Raw genomic sequence first — 18,101 nt, forward strand, 5'->3', positions numbered from 1 at the left:
ACGTAGCCGAATCGCGCTGCGGGTTCAGTGCCGCTTGTCGCGCACCTTGTAGGTCGAGGGCCACGACTTGCGGGACTCGTCTCCGGTCAACGGAGTCCCCATCCCGCCGACCTTGACGGCATACGCCTCCTTGCCGGGGCCGACCTCACGGTTGGCGTGTTCCTGGGCCAAAAAGTAGAGCTCGTCGATGGTGGCTTCGTCGTAGGCGACGAACGAGGTTTCCCGCGCGACGTCGTCGATGCCGACCAGCATCCAGTCGGGCAGCAGTCGCGACGCGACCGCCGCGAGCCCCAGCAGCCCGAAGGGAATGATCCAGTAGCAGAGAAACAACAGCGGTGTCTTGGTGTCCAGCATCAGGGCGGCGGTGGTCCCGGCGGGTCCGGCGGGGCCTTCCAGGATCGACGGGATCACCGACGACACCGTCATCCCGGCGAACGTCGCGACCCACAGCCAGCTGAGAATCTTGACGACCCGGCCGAACAGCGCGGTTTTAACGACGTCGGCGGCTTGTTCCGCCGCGGCGAACTCGGCCACGAAGGGCTTGCCGACCAGCACCCCGATCAGCGTCACCAGGAGGATCCCGGCGTTGCTCAGCGGCAGTATCCACCGCTCGAGGAACGAATCGCTGAGCGTGAAGGCCAGCACGGCGAGAATCAAAAGCACTGCGACGGAAGCAAAATCGAAGAACTGCCACTTCCTGCCCAGCACGCCCCCCAGGCCCAGGCTGGCGGCGGCGATCGCCAACGCGACCAGCACGGCCGCGGCGAATGGGACGTTACCGACGAGTACCCAATACACGATCCACGGCGCGAGGCCGAACAGCATGCCCATGCTGGGTCAGTGTATGGATGACGGTTTGCGCGCCCGTCGGCGGCAGGCCCAAACTGTTGGTCCACGCGACGATGGGTGCGGACGGCGGCGCATCATGATCGTCAAAAACGTTATTGTGCAGCCAATTCGGTGCACCGTCGCCCGGGCGGGCGTCGTCGCGCTGCGCCACGCCGTCGGGCTCTGCCAGATAAGACCGCCGCCGGTATGCGCTTGCGCCACCCGGGTCGGGCGCGTGCAAGTTTTGAGCCGTCGCTGTTCGCGCAACCGACTGCGGCACGATTGTGACCGCAGTGGGACGAAGTTAGCAGCTTCGACTCTTCGCCCCCTCCGCCATCCCACTGCTTGCTGAAATGTTGCCTGAAGCGCCAGCGCTTGCCGAAATCGATAAGGACGACACTTCGGTAGAAAACAGGGCTATTTTCGGCCGTGCGAACGTCAGGTCGATAGCCGAAACAGTATCGTGACAGCACCACGCGCGACTGCAATTTGAATGGTTGGCAGCGCATCATGCTGTGGCGTTCAGGAGACAAAGTTTGGGAAGCTTGCGCCGCGCGTGACGTCACAAGTCAACTGACTGCTGACGCGTTGCTGACGCGGAGAGTCTTGACGGCGACGACCGCTCACACGTTCGAGGCAGATATGCCCTCCTAGCAGAATAAACACTGTGCCCCCAGTCGGACTCGAACCGACACTTGACGGATTTTAAGTCCGCTGCCTCTGCCAATTGGGCTATGGGGGCCCGTCGCGAATGTAGCCGACCGGGGGCCGGCTATCCGGCTGGGTCGGCATGCAACGCCATGGCCAGAAAGTCCAGCCGCCACAAGCCCTGGAACAGCTTGTGGCCGAACTCTCGCAGTAGGGCCCGGTGCTCGTCGGGGACACCACCAACCTGTGCCACGCATTCGATGATCTCGGCGATCGTGCGCCGGCCGTCCACGTGTTGCACGAAGGGCAACTGGGCCGGATTGAGCTTCTGCTTCCCGCCCGGCCAATGGATTTCGTCGCCGGACAACAAACACGCCGTGCGCACCAGCGGCACGTAATCGAACGAGGCCGGTGACGCGAAATCGATGGTGTACTGCCCCCTGGGGCGCTCGGGACGGCAGGCCAGAAAGAAATGGGTGGCGTTCGCCGGCTGCAGGCGCTCCATCACGGACCACAGTTCGGCGTCGGGCAATTGGTTGAGCGCCGACTGGAATCCGCTCGCCGGCGTGAGCATCTCGTGGGAGTAGTACGGCGATTTGTGGAACCATCCCTGGAACGCGAGTCCGGCGGCGGCGACCAGATCCAGGCACTCGGCCACGGTGTAGCTGCGCGCCCGGGGGTGCAGAAATGTGTCGACCAGGGCGCCGTTGGAGACCAGGTCGCGGGCCGCCTTGAGGTAGCTGCGCACCGGGTGGTCGGCGGGCAGCATCGCGACGGCCTCTTTGACCAGTTGGACCGACGCGTGGTCCTGCGACAGCTTGAGGTCGCGAAACACCGATTCGAGCATTTCGACGCCGATCCGGCCGTACTTGGCGTAGAGCATCACCGCAAGCGCTCCGTCGCGGCGCAGGCACGCGCCCAGCGCGGTGAGCCCGGCCAGCGGGTCCGCCATGTGGTGCAGGACGCCGCTGGAGACGATCAGGTCGAAGTCGCGCCCGAGCGCCGACACCTCTTCGATCGGCAGCAGGTGCAACTCCAAGTTCTGCAGCCCGTGCTTGTCCTTCAGCCGCCTCTGGTGATTCAGGGCGTTGCCGCTGACGTCGATCCCGACCACCGTCGCGCCGGGATTCTTGAAGGCGAACAGGGCGGCCTGAAAGGTGCCGCAGCCCGCGATCAGAATGTCGAGGTCCGGCTTGTATTCCCGGTCCGGCCACAACAGCCGGTGGGCCCAGAACGGATCGAACCAATCCCAGTGGGTTTCGCACCACGCCGCGAGGTCGTCCACCGGGGGCGGGTACTCCCACCGATCGTATTGACGGGAGACGGCGTCACCCCGCGGGTCCTCGGTCACTTCGGCGCTGGCTCCTTCGCGACGGGCGGGTTTTCGTGCCTTGTGTTGGCGGTGGCGATTAACTTACAAGCCTCCGCCGATATCCGGGCGCCGAAAAACCCCTGGTTAACTCGTCGAGACAGATTTGCCGGACGCAATTAAGATTCGGTTCCTGCACGCAGGTATGGAACCGGAGGAGTCGACGAGTGAAAAACACGGCACGTTTGGCAGGCCCTGTCGCCGTCGTCGTGGCCGGTGTCGTCGGCATCGTCGCCGCGCCGATCGCGAGTGCCGACCCCGCGGATGACCAGTACCTGCAAACGCTGCATTTGCGCGGCCTCAGCTGGGCGGATGGCGCCGATCAGTCGATGATCAATGTGGGGCATGCGGTGTGTACGGACTTCGATGGCGGGGACACGGCGGCCCAGACCATCGGCGATGTGAAGAAGTCGGTCGGGTTGAGCAACGGCGGCGCCAACATCATCGTGGGCGCGGCGGTTGCGGCGTACTGCCCGCAATACCGCAGCAAATTGTAGGGGCCGCCAACAGCGGCAGCGGCACGATCCTCAGGGTGCTGCGACGGCCACTTACTGCCCGGAGTTCCGGAGCAAGATCCCTTAACCCCTCCCAGCCGCTCGCGGGTTTGCTACCTGACACCGGGAGCAATGCCACCTAATCGCCGGGAGCAAATGCCGGCGGTCCGCGAAGGCCATGCCGTGGCGTGCGTCACAGCAAGCCTCGCGGCACCCTACTCGGGCAGCTGCCGGAAGCTCAGACCAGTTTGCGCGACACCGGCCGCAGCCGGGCGCCGCCGGAACCGCAATCCGCGTCAATCAGACGCACCCGCCACGGTCGAACGTTAACCGGCACTTGGGGATGTGACTCCGTCTTCCGTCGCAAATCGAGCCTTCGGGGGGTCGGCGCACGGCGGCCACCTGCAGGCGCGGCCACCCGCTCGCAATTAGCCAGATGTATAACGTGCGGCGCGGGCGGGCGTCGACTAGGATCCGCGCGGCGCGCGCGGTTTCCTGTTGCGCCGCCCGAGCTCAGATGACGTCACGGTATCGCCCGACAGGAGCTTGTTAAAACTACGACACCCGGCGTTAAGAAGCCGTAAACGGCTGTCACGTGTGCGTTTTCGGCGGGAACGTGGAGTCGGTGGATAGCTAGCCTTTCCCCAACGCACAGGGACCGTGACGCCAACGCACAGGCCGACCAACCGCAAGGGGCCGGCCAGTTCCGAACACTAGGAGCAACGGATGTCTTTTCTGACAACACAGACCGAAGAGATGTTAGCCGCGGAGCAACTGCTCAGCGGCATCAACACCAACCTGGCGGCGCAGAACGCGGGCGCCGCGTCGGCTACCACCGTGATCGCTCCCGCGGCTGCCGACCCGGTCTCGGCCCAGCAGGCAGCTATCTTCTCGACCTACGGCACCACGTACCAGACGATCGCCGCCCAGGCGCAGGCGCAGCTGGAGCAGTACGCGAGCACCCTGGGGATCAGCTCCAACGCCTACGGCGACACCGAGGCCGTCAACGCGAGTCAGGCCGTGCTGTCGAATGCCGCCTCGCCCCTCGCTGCCGCCGCGGCCACTCCGTCGAACACTCCCCTGGACTACCTCTCCTACCTCCTCGGTAGCACCGGCAACGGCACCAACCCGAACATGCTCGGCGGGATCTTCGGCCTCTCGAGCAACGGTGCCAACATCTTGAACATCGGTGCTGGCAACTGGGCCTCGGCCGGGTCCGACCTGCTGGGAATGGCCGGTGGTGGTCTGCTCGACACCTCCGGCGATGCCGCCGGTGCCGGATTGGCCGCGGATGTCGCCTCCTCGCCAGGGCTGGGTGCCACTGGCGCCGCGGCCGGCGGCATGGTCGGCATGGGCGGGATGCCGGTAGCCTCGATGGGCTCGGCGACCATGGTCAACAACCTGGCGGTGCCGCCGAGCTGGGCCGGCGCGCCCGCCCCGGCCGTCACGCCCGTCAGCGCGATCCAAACGGCGGGCTGGACCGCCGCCGCGCCGCAGGCCGGCGCCGGCACGGTCGTCCCCGGCATGCCCGGAATGGCCTCGGCCGCGCGCAGCAGCGCCGGCTTTGGCGCTCCGCGCTACGGCGTGAAGCCGATCGTCATGCCGAAACCGGCCGCCGTCTAAGCAGCGGTCACCCAGACGTCGCATTCGAACAGACAACTAAGGAGCGGGACAGAAATGGTTCTAAGTTTTGCGGCAATACCCCCGGAGATCACCTCCTCGCTCATCTACTCCGGTGCGGGCGCGGCGCCCCTGATGGCGGCGGCGACGGCCTACGCCAACCTGGCCGCCGAGGTGAGCACGACGGCCACCCAGTGGGAGTCGATCGTCGCGCTGCTGACTAGCGAGCAGTGGACGGGCGGCGGGTCGGCGGCGGCGGCCACGGCGGCCCAGCCCATCGTCACCTACCTGACCGAGACGGCGGCGACGCTCGAGCAGGCCAGTGCCCAGGCCACGGCGTCGGCGGCCGCGTTCGAGGCGGTGTTCGCCGCGGTGGTGCCGCCACCGGTGATCGCCACGAACAGGGCCACCCAGGCGGCGCTCGTCGCGTCTAACGTGCTCGGCCAGAACACCCCCGCGATCGTCGCGCTGGACACCCTGTACGCCGAGTATTGGGCCCAGGACGCCGCCGCGATGGCGGCGTACCAGGCGTCCTCGGCGGCGGCCGGGGCGCTGACCCCGGTGACGCCGCTGACGTCGACCACCGACCCGGCGGCCGCCGCGGTCGTGGACAACACCGCCCTCGCCGGTGGTGCGACCGGCGGCACGGCTCAGGCACTCGCCGCGCCCATCTCGGCGGCGCCTCTGGCGGCCGCGGCGCCCACCCTTCCGTTCCAGACCACAGGCATCTTGTCCTCGATCGACAACTTCCTCGGCACGCCGTCCGTGCTCAACGCCATCAACGGCGCGGTCAACACTGGGGCCTGGTTCACCATGAACGCCATCCCGACCGCGGTGTCGCTGGGCCACACCCTGGGTACCGTGCCGTCCATCGCCGTCGGTGACGTGGCGCCCGACGGTGTTGCGGGCATCACCGAAGGCACCATGGTGAGCTCGGTGGCGCCGGGAAGCGGCCTGGGCGCGGCGACATCGGCAGCCGCCGGGCAGGCGTCCACGGTCGGCCGTCTGTCGGTGCCGCCCACGTGGTCTGCAGCCGCGCCGGCGACGCAGTTGGCTTCGGCCGCCGCCCCGCTCGAGGGCTCGGGCTGGACCGTCGCCTCCGAAGCCGCCCAGCCGGTCTCCGCGATGCCCGGCATGCCCGGAATGGCGGCGGCAGCAAAGGGAGCCGGTGCCTACGGCGCCGGGCCGCGGTACGGCGTCAAGCCGATCGTCATGCCCAAACAGGTTGTCGTCTGAGAGGGTCCGCTGATATGGGAAAAAGGGGGTACATGTCACCCATTTGAGGCGAGCAATTAACCGGCAGGCCGTAATCTATTTGCAACGCGGCCACCACCGCATCAATCACAACTGTTAAGACTTCGGCGAACTGAAGCTCTAAGATAGGAGACAGCCGACATGGCAACACGTTTTATGACCGACCCGCACGAGATGCGGGCGATGGCGGGCCGCTTCGAGGTGCACGCCCAGACCGTTGAGGACGAGGCTCGCAAGATGTGGGCGTCGTCGATGAACATCGCCGGCTCGGGCTGGAGCGGTCAGGCCCAGGCCACCTCGTACGACACCATGGGTCAGGTCAACCAGGCCTTCCGCAACATCGTCAACATGCTCCACGGGGTGCGCGACGGGCTGATTCGCGACGCGAACAACTACGAGCAGCAAGAGCAGGCCTCGCAGCAGATCCTCGGCAGCTAGCAGTCGAAGCGGCTGTCGCCCAACACTTTTAAGGAGCTAACCAAATGAGCATCAATTACCAGTTCGGCGACGTAGACGCCCACGGTGCCTTGATCCGCGCCCAGGCCGCTTCCTTGGAGGCTGAGCACCAGGCCATCGTTCGCGATGTGCTTGCTGCCGGCGACTTCTGGGGCGGTGCGGGTTCGGTGGCATGCCAGGAGTTCATCACCCAGTTGGGTCGCAACTTCCAGGTCATCTACGAGCAGGCCAACTCCCACGGACAGAAGGTCCAGTCCGCGGGCAGCAACATGGCCAGCACCGACAGCGCCGTCGGGTCCAGCTGGGCCTGACACCTCGTCTCGACTCCGGGGCCGCACACCACTTGGTGTGCGGCCCCGTTTTTCGGTCGGCGAACGGGCTTGTGCCGCAACGGCGCAAGCCCGATTTGTTGCCGGCTCCGGGCTATCCGGCCACCGGCGAACGCGGAAACAGTGACGCCGCAAACCGATTCGGTGTACGCCACCGTCGGACTCGCGGCCGACCATCGCACCCAGGCGAATAGGCCTACATTTGAGAATTCTATGAACTCCGTGACAGTCCCGTGTGTGGCTTGCCAGAATGTAGGAGCATGACCGCAATGTCGGGATACTCAGGCGCGCAGCGCCCACGCCAAGCCATCCTGGGGCAGCTGCCCAGGATCTATCGTGCCGACGGGTCACCCATCAGGGTTTTGCTGGTCGACGACGAGCCGGCGCTGACCAATCTGGTGAAGATGGCGCTGCACTACGAGGGTTGGGTTGTCGACATCGCCCACAACGGGCGCGAGGCCATGGCCAAGTTCGACCGGGTCAGTCCCGACGTCCTCGTCCTCGACATCATGCTGCCCGACGTGGACGGATTGCGAATCCTGGAACGCGTCCGCCAATCCGACGCCTACACCCCCACGCTCTTCCTCACCGCACGCGACTCGGTGATGGACCGCGTCACCGGCCTGACCGCGGGCGCCGACGACTACATGACCAAGCCGTTCAGCCTCGAGGAGCTGGTCGCCCGGCTGCGCGGGTTGCTACGCCGCTCCGGCCAGCAGCCCACGCCGACGGCCGAGACCCTCAAGGTCGGCGACCTCAGGGTCGACAGCGCCAGCCGGGAAGTCACCCGTGATGGCGATCCGATATCGCTGTCCTCCACCGAATTCGAATTGCTGCGCTTCCTCATGCGCAATCCGCGCCGTGCGCTGAGCCGCACCGAGATCCTGGACCGCGTCTGGAATTACGACTTCGCCGGTCGCACCAGCATCGTGGATCTCTACATCTCGTACCTGAGAAAAAAGATCGACTCGGGGCGGGAACCGATGATTCATACCGTCCGCGGTGTGGGGTACATGCTGCGGCCTGCGGAATGACCCGAGACCCAGACACCACATCCGGGGGCTTCTCGCGGTGGTTTCCGCATTCGCTGCGGCGCCAACTGCTGTTGGGCGTGCTGGCCGTGGTGAGCGTGGTGCTGGTGACGGTCGGGATCGTCTCGGTGCTGAGCCTGCGTGGCTATGTCAATGCCATGAGCGATGCCGATGTCGCCGAGTCCCTGGACGCATTGAACCACCAGTACACCAAATACCGCAACGGCGAACATGTTTCGTCGCATCCCGGCACCCCGCCGATCGCACAGGCGATGCTGGAGTTCACCGGGCAGACGCCGGGAAACCTGATCGCCGTGCTGCACAACGGCACCGTGATCGGGTCGGCGGTTTTCTCCGAAGACGAACCCAAGCCCGCACCGGCCGACGTCGTCCGCGACCTGCAGGCGCAGACGTGGAGTGACGGGCCGCCGCGCACCGAAATCCTCGGCAGGCTAGGGCCTTACCGCGTCGACAGCACCGCCGTCGGGTCCGACGTCCTGGTGGTCGGGATGTCGCAGAACCTCGCCGATCGGATCATCGTCCGCAAACAGCTCACCACCATCGTGCTCACCGCGGCGGCGCTGGTGCTCACCGCCGGACTCACCATGTGGGTAGTCGGTTACACGCTTCGTCCGCTGCGTCGGCTGGCGTCGATCGCGGCCGGCGTCGCCGCCATGCCGCTCACCGACGACGACCACCGGATCAGCGTCCGGGTACCACCGCAAGACACCAACCCGCAAAACGAAGTCGGGATCGTCGGGCACACGCTGAACCGCTTGCTGGACAACGTCGACAGTGCGCTGGCGCATCGGGTCGACTCGGATCTGCGGCAGCGCCAGTTCATCACCGACGCCAGCCACGAATTGCGCACTCCGCTGGCGGCCATTCAGGGCTACGCGGAACTCACCCGCCAGGATAGTTCGGCGCTCCCGCCGACCACCGAATACGCTTTGGCCCGAATCGAGTCCGAGGCGCGGCGGATGGCTTCGCTCGTCGACGAGCTGCTGCTGCTCTCCCGCCTCGGCGAAGGGCAAGACCTGGAGTCCGAGGACGTCGATCTGGCCGAAGTGGTCAGCAATGCGGTGAATGACGCGACCGTCGCAGCATCGACTCACCACTGGGTCAAAGATCTGCCCGACGAGCCGGTGTGGGTGCGCGGCGATCACGCCCGGTTGCACCAGTTGGTCAGCAATCTGCTCAGCAACGCCCGCGTGCACACACCGCCAGGGGTCACGGTGACGACCGGAATCACCTGCCGCCGTGACGGTCCCGAGGCGCCCTACGCGGAACTGACCGTCACCGACGACGGCCCGGGCATCGACGCGGAGTTGCTGCCCAAGTTGTTCGAACGGTTCGTTCGCGCCGACAAGTCAAGATCCAACGGCTCGGGCAATGGGCTCGGTCTGGCCATCGTCAGCTCGATCGTCAAGGCCCATCATGGTTCGGTCACCGCCGAATCCAACGAGAACAGCACGGTGTTCCGAGTGCGACTGCCGTTGATCTCGAGCGCGGACAAACCAGCACATTAACTCGCCGACGGTCGTTTCGGGGCGTGGAAGCCGTTGCCACCGGCGGAGATTAGTGGCCGCGGTGCGTTTCTCGGCCTGACCGGCACCGCGCCGGGGCGGCGCCGGCCGGATGCCGCCGTTCGGGGCGTTAAGAAACCGTAAATGTGCACTGCGCACCCGTTAGGAAACCGTCAACCGAATGCCCCTGCGGATGACACCCCATTAATTTCGAGCTGACCTTGTCTGGCGGGCTGTGGCCGGCGCGTCGAGGTCCCTTTCGCATGCAGGGACGGAGAAATGATGGGCGTGGTGGTGTATCTCGTGCTGACCGTGGCGGTGTTCGCCGCAATCGGTCTGGCCCAGAAGTTGGTCGAGCGGTTATGAACTACCAAAATGCGGTCGGCTTGGTGCTTTCCATCGTCATCGCGCTCTACCTCGGGGGCGCGCTGCTGTTCCCGGAGAGGTTCTAAGTGAATACGACAACGGCCGGGATCGGATTCTTCGTCGTCCTCGTCGCGGCGGTGGTGGTCGTGCACGTGCCCTTCGGGGACTACATGTTTCGGGTGTACACGTCGGAAAAGGACCTCTCCGCGGAGCGCGTGATCTACCAACTGATCGGGGTCGATGCCCGCTCGGAGCAGACATGGGGCGCCTACGCCCGCAGCGTGTTGGCGTTCTCGTCGGTCAGCATCCTGTTCCTGTTCGTTTTCCAGCTCGTGCAGGACAAGCTGCCGTTGCATCTGCATGATCCGGGCACCAAGATGACGCCCTCACTGGCGTGGAACACCGCGGTCAGTTTCGTGAGCAATACCAATTGGCAGGCCTACTCCGGTGAATCCACGCAGGGCCATCTGGTCCAGATGGCGGGCCTGGCGGTGCAGAACTTCGTATCGGCCGCCGTTGGGATGGCGGTGGCCGTCGCGCTGGTGCGCGGGTTTGCCCGCAAACGCACCGGCGAGCTCGGCAATTTCTGGGTCGACCTGGTCCGCGGAACGCTGCGCATCCTGCTGCCCATCGCCGTCCTCAGCGCGATCCTGCTGGTCGCCGGTGGGGCGATCCAGAACTTCCACCTGCACGACCAGATGGTCACCACCGTCAACGGAGCCCAGCAGACCATTACCGGCGGCCCGGTGGCCAGCCAGGAGGTCATCAAGGAGCTCGGCACCAACGGTGGCGGCTTTTACAACGCGAACTCCGCTCACCCGTTCGAGAACCCGACCGTATGGACCAACTGGCTGGAGATCTTTTTGATCCTGGTGATCGGCTTCTCGCTGCCGCGCACCTTCGGTCGGATGGTGGGTAACACCAAGCAGGGCTTCGCGATTGCGGCCGTGATGGCGACGCTCTACACGACCAGCACGACGTTCATGCTGTGGTTTCAGGTGCAACACCACGGGACGGTGCCGACCTCGATCGGCTCCGCGATGGAGGGAGTCGAGCAGCGCTTCGGCGTCACCGACTCGGGCGTGTTCGCCGCCGCGACGACGCTCACCTCCACCGGGGCCGTGGACTCGACTCACGACTCGCTCACCAGCCTGGGCGGCATGATCACAATGTTCAACATGCAGCTCGGCGAGGTCGCCCCCGGCGGCACCGGGTCGGGCCTCTACGGCATGCTGATCCTGGCTGTGATCACCGTCTTCGTCGCCGGGCTGATGGTCGGGCGTACCCCCGAATACCTCGGCAAGAAGATCACCCCGCGCGAAATCAAGCTTGCCGCAAGCTATTTCCTGGTGACACCGTTGATCGTGCTGACCGGCACCGCGATCGCGATGGCGCTGCCCGGCGAGCGGGCCGGCATGCTCAACGGCGGACCGCACGGGCTGTCGGAGGTGCTCTACGCGTTCACCTCGGCCGCCAACAACAACGGGTCGGCCTTCGGGGGGCTGAGCGCCAACACCGACTGGTACAACACGGCTCTCGGCCTGGCCATGGCGTTCGGCCGGTTTCTGCCCATCGTGCTGGTGCTGGCGCTGGCCGGGTCGCTGGCCAGGCAGGGCAGCACACCCGATTCGGCGGGCACCTTGCCCACGCACCGCCCGCAGTTCGTGGGCATGGTCGCGGGTGTCACCTTGATTGTCGTTGCCCTCACGTTCTTGCCCATGCTCGCGCTCGGGCCTCTCGCTGAAGGAATCCACTGATGACCGCGACCGCGATCCACCCCACCGAGCGCACCCAGCCGGCGGTGTCCACCGGCAGAAAACGGGTGCAGGGCGGACTGCTCGACCCGAAGATGCTGTGGAAGTCCACACCGGACGCGCTGCGCAAACTCAACCCGCGCACCCTGTGGCGCAACCCGGTGATGTTCATCGTGGAGATCGGCGCCGCCTGGAGCACCGCGTTGGCGATCGTCGACCCGACGTGGTTCGCCTGGCTGACCGTGATCTGGTTGTGGCTCACGGTGTTGTTCGCCAATCTCGCCGAGGCGGTGGCCGAAGGCCGCGGCAAGGCGCAGGCCGAAACGCTGCGCCGCGCCAAAACTCAGACCATGGCCCGGCGCCTCAGGGATTGGGCGCCCGGCGCGACCGCGGTCGAGGAAGCGGTCGCCGCGCCGCAGTTACAGCGGGGCGACATCGTCGTTGTCGAGGCGGGCCAGGTGATCCCGGGAGACGGTGACGTCGTGGAAGGCATTGCCTCGGTGGATGAATCGGCCATCACGGGTGAGTCGGCGCCGGTGATCCGGGAGTCAGGTGGCGACCGTTCCGCGGTCACCGGCGGCACCACGGTGCTCAGCGACCGCATCGTCGTGAAGGTCACCCAGAAGCCCGGGGAGAGCTTCATCGACCGGATGATCGCGCTGGTTGAGGGTGCCAACCGGCAGAAGACCCCGAACGAGATCGCGCTGAACATCCTGTTGGCCGCGCTGACGATCATCTTCGTCTTCGCCGTCGCGACCCTGCAGCCGTTGGCGATCTACTCCAAGGCGAACAACCCCGGCGTCCCGGATGGTCAGGCGCTCAACGCAAGCGGCGTCACCGGCATCGTGATGGTGTCGTTGCTGGTGTGCCTGATCCCGACGACGATCGGCGCGCTGCTGTCGGCCATCGGCATCGCGGGCATGGATCGTCTGGTGCAGCGCAACGTCCTGGCCATGTCCGGGCGGGCGGTGGAAGCCGCCGGCGACGTCAACACCCTGCTGCTGGACAAAACCGGAACCATCACGCTGGGCAACCGGCAGGCCGCGGCCTTCATCCCGCTCGACGGAGTCTCCGCCGAACAGCTGGCCGACGCCGCGCAGTTGTCCAGCCTCGCCGACGAAACACCCGAGGGCCGTTCGATTGTCGTGTTCGCCAAGCAGCACTTCGGGCTGCGCGCGCGTACACCGGGTGAGCTGGCCCGGGCCCAATGGGTGACGTTCTCGGCCACCACCCGGATGTCGGGTGTCGACCTCGACGGTCACCTGCTGCGAAAAGGTGCGGCGAGTTCGGTCGCGGAATGGGTAGGCGCGCAAGGGGGTCAGGTGCCCCAGCAGCTTGGCGAGGTCGTCGACGGCATCTCGGCCGGCGGTGGTACCCCGCTGGTGGTCGGGGAAAGCCGTGGCGGCATGGCCGACAAGAAGGCACGGGTGCTAGGCGTCATCCACCTCAAGGACGTCGTCAAGCAGGGCATGCGCGAGCGGTTCGACGAGATGCGGCGGATGGGCATCCGGACGGTGATGATCACCGGCGATAACCCGTTGACCGCCAGGGCGATTGCGGACGAGGCCGGGGTCGACGACTTCCTGGCGGAGGCCACGCCCGAGGACAAGCTCGACTTGATCAAGCGTGAGCAGGCGGGCGGCAAGCTGGTCGCGATGACGGGCGACGGCACCAACGACGCGCCCGCCCTGGCTCAAGCCGACGTGGGTGTGGCGATGAACACCGGCACGTCGGCCGCCAAAGAGGCCGGCAACATGGTCGACTTGGACTCCGATCCCACCAAACTCATCGAGATCGTGGAAATCGGCAAGCAGCTGCTGATCACCCGTGGTGCGCTGACCACCTTCTCGATCGCCAATGACATCGCGAAGTACTTCGCGATCATCCCGGCGATGTTCGTCGCGCTGTTCCCCGGCCTGGATCTGCTCAACGTAATGCGGCTGCACAGCCCGCAATCGGCGATCTTGTCCGCGGTCATCTTCAACGCGGTCGTCATCGTCGCGCTGATCCCGCTTTCGCTGCGCGGCGTGCGGTACACGCCGAGCAGCGCGTCAAAGCTGTTGAGCCGCAACCTCTACGTCTATGGTCTCGGCGGCATCGTCGCACCGTTCATCGGAATCAAATTGATCGACCTGATAATCCAATTCATCCCAGGGATGTCCTGATGACGTTCTCGAATTTCGTCCGCCTGCATTGGGCGGCATTGCGCACGCTGCTGGTGCTGACCGTGATAACCGGCCTGGCCTACCCCCTGTTCATCTGGGTGGTCGCACAGTTCCCCGGACTGCGTGACCAGGCCGAAGGATCGATTCTGACCGCCGACGGAAAGCCGGTGGGCAGCAGGCTGATCGGCCAGTCGTTCACCGACAAGGACGGCAACGCTCTGCCGCAGTACTTCCAGAGTCGCCCCTCGGCGGCCGGCAACGGGTATGACCCGACGTCGTCGGGCGGCAGCAACCTGGGGCCGGAAAGTATCGTGGACACACCCGCCGATCCGTCGCAACTGGCGGCCGGCAAGTCCGCGTCGGACGCGGGTTTCAAACCGAGCCTGTTGACGACCGTGTGCTCGCGCAGCGCCGCGGTGGGCAAGCTGGACGGAGTCGATGGGTCGCGGCCGTTCTGCACGGGCGGCGGCGTGGGCGCGGTGCTGTCGGTGATCGGTCCGCGCGACGGGCGCGGCAACGTCATCCGCCCGACCCGGGTGGTAAGCGTCAACGAGCCGTGCGGGTCGACGACAATGCCGTTCCTTGCCCTCTACGAGGGTGTGCGCGTCGAATGTGCCAAGTACGGCGAGGACTACACGATCGGACAGATCGTGCCGATCCGAGGAGCCGCGCCGGCCGATCCGGCGGTGCCGGCGGACGCGGTGACCGCCGGCGGCAGCGGCCTGGACCCGAACATTTCGCCCGCCTACGCCGCTATCCAGGTGGCGCGGGTGGCCAAAGTGCGTCACGTCAGCGCAGATCAGATACGGGAAGTGGTCGCGCAGCACAGCAGCGGCCGCGGCCTCGGGTTTTTCGGTGAACCGTGCGTCAATGTGCTGCAACTAAATCTGCAACTCGACCACCGGTATCCGGTCGCGAGTTAGCGCCGAGGGGGGATGATGGTTGACGTGAGTGACGTCAACCTCCGCGACCACCACCCCAAGCGCGGGGAGTTACGCATCTACCTCGGTGCGGCTCCGGGCGTGGGCAAGACGTACTCGATGCTGGGCGAAGCACATCGGCGGCTGGAACGCGGCACCGAACTGGTGGCGGGCGTGGTGGAAACCCACGGGCGGTCGAAAACCGCTGAGCTGCTTGAGGGCATCGAAGTGATTCCGCCGCGACTCGTCGACTACCGCGGCGGCAGCTTCCCCGAACTCGACGTGCCTGCGGTTTTGGCGCGCCACCCCCAGGTCGTCCTGGTCGACGAACTCGCGCACACCAATACGCCGGGCAGCAAAAACCCCAAGCGGTGGCAGGACGTCGAGGAACTGCTCGATGCCGGGATCACCGTGATCTCCACGGTCAACGTGCAGCACCTGGAAAGCCTGAACGACGTCGTCGCGCAGATCACTGGTATCGAGCAGAAGGAAACCATACCGGACTCGATCGTGCGCCAGGCGTCACAGGTAGAGCTCATCGACATCACGCCAGAGGCATTGCGCCGCAGGTTGTCTCACGGCAATGTCTACGCCCCGGATCGCATCGATGCGGCGCTGTCCAACTACTTCCGGCGTGGAAACCTCACCGCGTTAAGGGAATTGGCGTTGCTGTGGCTCGCCGACCAGGTCGACACCGCGCTGGCCAAATACCGGGCCGAGAACAAGATCACCGACATGTGGGAGGCCCGCGAGCGGGTCGTGGTGGCGGTCACCGGTGGTCCCGAGTCCGAGACGCTGGTACGACGGGCGTCCCGAATCGCCTCGAAGTCGACCGCCGAACTGATGGTGGTGCACGTGATCCACGGCGACGGGCTGGCCGGCCTGTCGGAGTCACGGATGGCCAAGATTCGGGAGCTGGCGAACAGCCTGGATGCGTCGATGCACACCGTGGTCGGCGACGAGGTGCCCACGGCACTGCTCGAGTTCGCCCGCGAGATGAACGCGACGCAGCTGGTGATCGGCACCTCCCGCCGGTCGCGCTGGGCGCGGCTGTTCGAGGAGGGGATCGGCCCGAGGATCGTCGAGCTGTCCGGGAAGATCGACGTGCACCTGGTCACCCACGAGGAATCCAAACGCGGCTTCCGCGCATCCTCTCTCGCGCCGCGGGAGCGGCGGGTGGCGTCGTGGCTGGCGGCGTTCATCGTGCCGTCGGTCATCTGCGCGATCACCGTGACGACGCTGGACCCGTACCTGGATACCGGCGGCGAGAGCGCCCTGTTCTTCGTGGGCGTGCTGCTGGTCGGATTATTGGGAGGCATTGCACCCGCGGCACTTTCGGCGGTGCTGTCCGGGCTGTTGCTGAACTACTTCCTGATCGCTCCGCGGCACAGCTTCACCATCGCCGAACCCAACAGCGCCATCACCGAATTGGTGCTGCTGCTCATCGCGGTCGCCGTCGCGGTGCTGGTCGACTTCGCGGCCAAACGCACCCGGGAGGCCCGTCGCGCCTCGCAGGAGGCGGAGCTGCTGACCCTGTTCGCGGGTTCGGTACTGCGCGGTGCCGATCTCGAGACGTTGCTCGAACGGGTGCGCGAGACCTACGCCCAGCGGACCGTCAGCATGCTGCGTGAGCACGACGACGTAGCGCGCGCCGGCGGCAGGAAGAGCGACGTCGTCGCCTGTGTGGGCCGCGATCCCTGTGTCACAATCGATTCCGCGGACACCGCGATCGAGGTAGGCGACGACGAGTTCTGGATGCTGCTGGCGGGCAGGAAGCTCTCCGCGCGTGACCGGCGGGTGCTCGGCGCGGTGGCCAGACAGGCCGCGGGTTTGATCAGGCAGCGTGAGCTCGCCGAGGAAGCCAGCCGCGCCGAGGCGATCGTCCGGGCCGACGAACTGCGCCGCTCCCTGCTGTCGGCGGTCAGCCACGACCTGCGCACGCCGCTGGCGGCGGCCAAGGTCGCCGTCTCCAGCCTGCGCGCCGAGGACGTCGCCTTCTCCCCCGCCGACACCGCCGAACTGCTGGCCACCATCGAGGAGTCGATCGACCAGCTGACCGCGCTGGTCGGAAACCTGCTGGATTCATCGCGTTTGGCCGCCGGGGTGATCCACCCGGATCTGCGCCGGGTGTATCTGGAGGAGACCGTGCAACGGGCGCTGGTCAGCATCGGCAAGGGCGCCACCGGTTTCTTCCGGTCTGCCATCGACCGGGTGAAGGTCGACGTGTCCGATGCCATGGTGATGGCCGACCCCGGGCTGCTGGAACGCGTACTCGCTAACCTGATCGACAACGCGCTGCGCTATGCGCCCAACTGTGTGGTGCGCGTCAACGCCGGGCGGGTGGGTGATCGCGTGCTGATCAACGTCATCGACGAGGGCCCCGGGATTCCGCACGGGGCCGAGGAACAGATCTTCGAGGCGTTTCAGCGGCTCGGCGATCACGACAACACCACCGGCGTCGGCCTGGGGATGTCGGTGGCGCGGGGCTTCGTCGAGGCGATGGGCGGGACAATTACGGCCACCGACACCCCGGGAGGCGGACTGACCGTGATCGTGGATATGGCTGCGCCGCAGGCGATGGACGCGGTATGACGCGCGTACTCGTCATCGACGACGAACCGCAGATCCTGCGTGCCCTGCGCATCAACCTGACCGTGCGCGGATACGAGGTGATCACGGCGTCCAGCGGGGCCGGCGCGTTGCGCGCGGCCGCCGAGCACAAACCCGACGTGGTGATTCTCGACCTCGGCCTGCCCGACATCTCCGGCATCGATGTGCTGGCCGGTCTGCGCGGCTGGCTCACCGCACCGGTGATCGTGTTGTCGGCGCGCACCGACTCCTCGGACAAGGTGGAGGCGCTGGACGCCGGCGCCGACGACTATGTGACCAAACCCTTTGGGATGGACGAGTTCTTGGCGCGGCTGCGCGCGGCGGTGCGCCGCAACACCGCCGCGTCGGAACTGGAGCAACCGGTCATCGAGACCGAATCGTTCACCGTCGACCTGGCCGCCAAGAAGGTCACCAAGAACGGCAGCGAAGTCCACCTCACCCCGACCGAGTGGGGAATGCTCGAGGTCCTGGTCCGCAACCGCGGCAAGCTGGTGGGCCGTGAAGAACTCCTCAAAGAGGTGTGGGGACCGGCGTACGCCACCGAAACGCATTACCTGCGTGTATATCTCGCGCAGCTGCGCCGCAAACTCGAGAACGACCCGTCGCACCCCAAACACCTGCTGACCGAATCGGGCATGGGGTATCGCTTCGAGGCGTGAGCCCGGCCGCACGCCCACGTTGTCGCTACGAGGCGGGCAAAAGACATGCCCGCTCCCCCAGGGGCCAGCGGG

The 18,101-nt window shown here is 66.2% G+C and carries 16 protein-coding genes and 1 tRNA gene; 14 read left to right on the top strand and 3 right to left on the bottom strand.

Annotated elements, in window-relative coordinates; genetic code table 11:
- Positions 1-24 precede the first annotated feature (24 nt).
- From ACZYVJ_RS09050 to ACZYVJ_RS09060, 3 genes are all read right to left on the bottom strand, one after another.
- The gene (locus ACZYVJ_RS09050; protein WP_463830702.1) at positions 25-831 is read right to left on the bottom strand and encodes a hypothetical protein; all 807 of its coding nucleotides are present in this window, start codon (positions 829-831) and stop codon (positions 25-27) included.
- A 665-nt stretch (positions 832-1,496) separates the two neighbouring features.
- Positions 1,497-1,570 (bottom strand) — tRNA-Leu (locus ACZYVJ_RS09055).
- Positions 1,571-1,600: 30 nt separating this feature from the next.
- Positions 1,601-2,827, bottom strand: coding sequence for a methyltransferase (locus ACZYVJ_RS09060; protein ID WP_463830703.1), 1,227 nt, complete (start codon positions 2,825-2,827; stop codon positions 1,601-1,603).
- A gap of 185 nt (positions 2,828-3,012) precedes the next feature.
- On the opposite strand from ACZYVJ_RS09060, the gene ACZYVJ_RS09065 reads away from it, so the two are divergent.
- The 14 genes from ACZYVJ_RS09065 to ACZYVJ_RS09130 all read left to right on the top strand — a co-directional run bounded on the left by ACZYVJ_RS09065 (position 3,013) and on the right by ACZYVJ_RS09130 (position 18,029).
- A complete protein-coding gene (locus tag ACZYVJ_RS09065; RefSeq protein ID WP_463830704.1) occupies positions 3,013-3,342 on the top strand; it encodes a DUF732 domain-containing protein in 330 nt (109 codons plus the stop codon).
- A 723-nt stretch (positions 3,343-4,065) separates the two neighbouring features.
- Positions 4,066-4,962: a PPE family protein, SVP subgroup gene (locus ACZYVJ_RS09070; RefSeq protein ID WP_463830705.1), complete on the top strand. Its 897-nt coding sequence runs from the start codon at positions 4,066-4,068 to the stop codon at positions 4,960-4,962.
- Between the two features lie 54 nt (positions 4,963-5,016).
- Positions 5,017-6,195: a PPE family protein, SVP subgroup gene (locus ACZYVJ_RS09075; protein ID WP_463830706.1), complete on the top strand. Its 1,179-nt coding sequence runs from the start codon at positions 5,017-5,019 to the stop codon at positions 6,193-6,195.
- A gap of 159 nt (positions 6,196-6,354) precedes the next feature.
- On the top strand, positions 6,355-6,651 hold the full coding sequence (locus ACZYVJ_RS09080) for a WXG100 family type VII secretion target (protein ID WP_007771418.1): 297 nt from the start codon (positions 6,355-6,357) through the stop codon (positions 6,649-6,651).
- A gap of 44 nt (positions 6,652-6,695) precedes the next feature.
- Positions 6,696-6,980, top strand: a complete 285-nt coding sequence (locus tag ACZYVJ_RS09085) for a WXG100 family type VII secretion target (RefSeq protein ID WP_007771417.1) — start codon at positions 6,696-6,698, stop codon at positions 6,978-6,980.
- A gap of 278 nt (positions 6,981-7,258) precedes the next feature.
- The gene (locus tag ACZYVJ_RS09090) at positions 7,259-8,032 is read left to right on the top strand and encodes a response regulator transcription factor (RefSeq protein ID WP_463830707.1); all 774 of its coding nucleotides are present in this window, start codon (positions 7,259-7,261) and stop codon (positions 8,030-8,032) included.
- Positions 8,029-9,558 carry a sensor histidine kinase gene (locus ACZYVJ_RS09095; protein ID WP_463830708.1) on the top strand — a complete coding sequence of 510 codons (1,530 nt, stop codon included), beginning with the start codon at positions 8,029-8,031 and terminating at the stop codon, positions 9,556-9,558. The genes ACZYVJ_RS09090 and ACZYVJ_RS09095 overlap by 4 nt, the downstream gene beginning before the upstream one ends.
- 279 nt (positions 9,559-9,837) lie before the next feature.
- Positions 9,838-9,921: a potassium ABC transporter ATPase gene (locus ACZYVJ_RS09100; protein WP_463832915.1), complete on the top strand. Its 84-nt coding sequence runs from the start codon at positions 9,838-9,840 to the stop codon at positions 9,919-9,921.
- The gene (locus ACZYVJ_RS09105; RefSeq protein ID WP_064953956.1) at positions 9,918-10,007 is read left to right on the top strand and encodes a potassium-transporting ATPase subunit F; all 90 of its coding nucleotides are present in this window, start codon (positions 9,918-9,920) and stop codon (positions 10,005-10,007) included. Before ACZYVJ_RS09100 ends, ACZYVJ_RS09105 begins: the two co-directional genes overlap by 4 nt.
- The gene (gene kdpA, locus ACZYVJ_RS09110; protein WP_463830709.1) at positions 10,008-11,678 is read left to right on the top strand and encodes a potassium-transporting ATPase subunit KdpA; all 1,671 of its coding nucleotides are present in this window, start codon (positions 10,008-10,010) and stop codon (positions 11,676-11,678) included. It abuts the gene before it with no gap.
- Complete coding sequence (kdpB, locus tag ACZYVJ_RS09115) at positions 11,678-13,840, top strand: potassium-transporting ATPase subunit KdpB (RefSeq protein ID WP_463830710.1); 2,163 nt, start codon at positions 11,678-11,680, stop codon at positions 13,838-13,840. The genes kdpA and kdpB overlap by 1 nt, the downstream gene beginning before the upstream one ends.
- Complete coding sequence (locus tag ACZYVJ_RS09120) at positions 13,840-14,763, top strand: potassium-transporting ATPase subunit C (RefSeq protein WP_463830711.1); 924 nt, start codon at positions 13,840-13,842, stop codon at positions 14,761-14,763. The genes kdpB and ACZYVJ_RS09120 overlap by 1 nt, the downstream gene beginning before the upstream one ends.
- Before the next feature lie 12 nt (positions 14,764-14,775).
- The gene (locus ACZYVJ_RS09125; protein ID WP_463830712.1) at positions 14,776-17,352 is read left to right on the top strand and encodes an ATP-binding protein; all 2,577 of its coding nucleotides are present in this window, start codon (positions 14,776-14,778) and stop codon (positions 17,350-17,352) included.
- A complete protein-coding gene (locus tag ACZYVJ_RS09130; protein ID WP_064953778.1) occupies positions 17,349-18,029 on the top strand; it encodes a response regulator in 681 nt (226 codons plus the stop codon). Before ACZYVJ_RS09125 ends, ACZYVJ_RS09130 begins: the two co-directional genes overlap by 4 nt.
- Positions 18,030-18,101 lie beyond the last annotated feature (72 nt).

The organism is Mycobacterium sp. IDUB_3, from assembly GCF_055419585.1.